Raw genomic sequence first — 417 nt, 5'->3', positions numbered from 1 at the left:
AGTCCTGCAGAAATTTATATTTTGCCAGACTGAAGAAGTCGTTACGCTTTTTCGCGATGGCAATTCCCTTTTCATAGTAGTGCATGGCAGCCTCGGCATCTTGTTTTTTGAAAAGAACGCGGGTCAGGCTGAAGAGCGTTTTTGGAAGCTGTTCCAGCTGATAATCCTCGAAGACAGGAAGCGCTTTTTCAAAGTATTCGGCGGCTTGATCCAGCTCCCCCTTGTCATCATAGCAATTCCCGATATTATAAAGGGCTGATCCGATCAAACGGGGCTGTCCCTCCAATAAAGCAAGACGGTATGCGTCATCCAAATGCTCAAGCGCTTTTTCATAATTTCTGTAGTCTATGTAGTTTCCTGATATGACGAAATGACATTGAATTCTTCTGACTCTGTAAAAATCATTAGCCTTATACG

1 protein-coding gene is annotated in these 417 nt (G+C 43.4%); it reads right to left on the bottom strand.

The genetic code is table 11. The features are described 5' to 3' along the window. On the bottom strand, positions 1–417 hold a 417-nt coding region (locus RVS70_RS22780), incomplete at both ends, for a tetratricopeptide repeat protein (RefSeq protein WP_321135018.1).

The organism is Virgibacillus sp. M23 (assembly GCF_034190895.1).
GTDB lineage: Bacteria > Bacillota > Bacilli > Bacillales > Amphibacillaceae > Virgibacillus > Virgibacillus salarius.
Note: the sequence above shows the minus strand (reverse complement) of the source record. Positions and strands in the feature narration are given on the sequence as shown.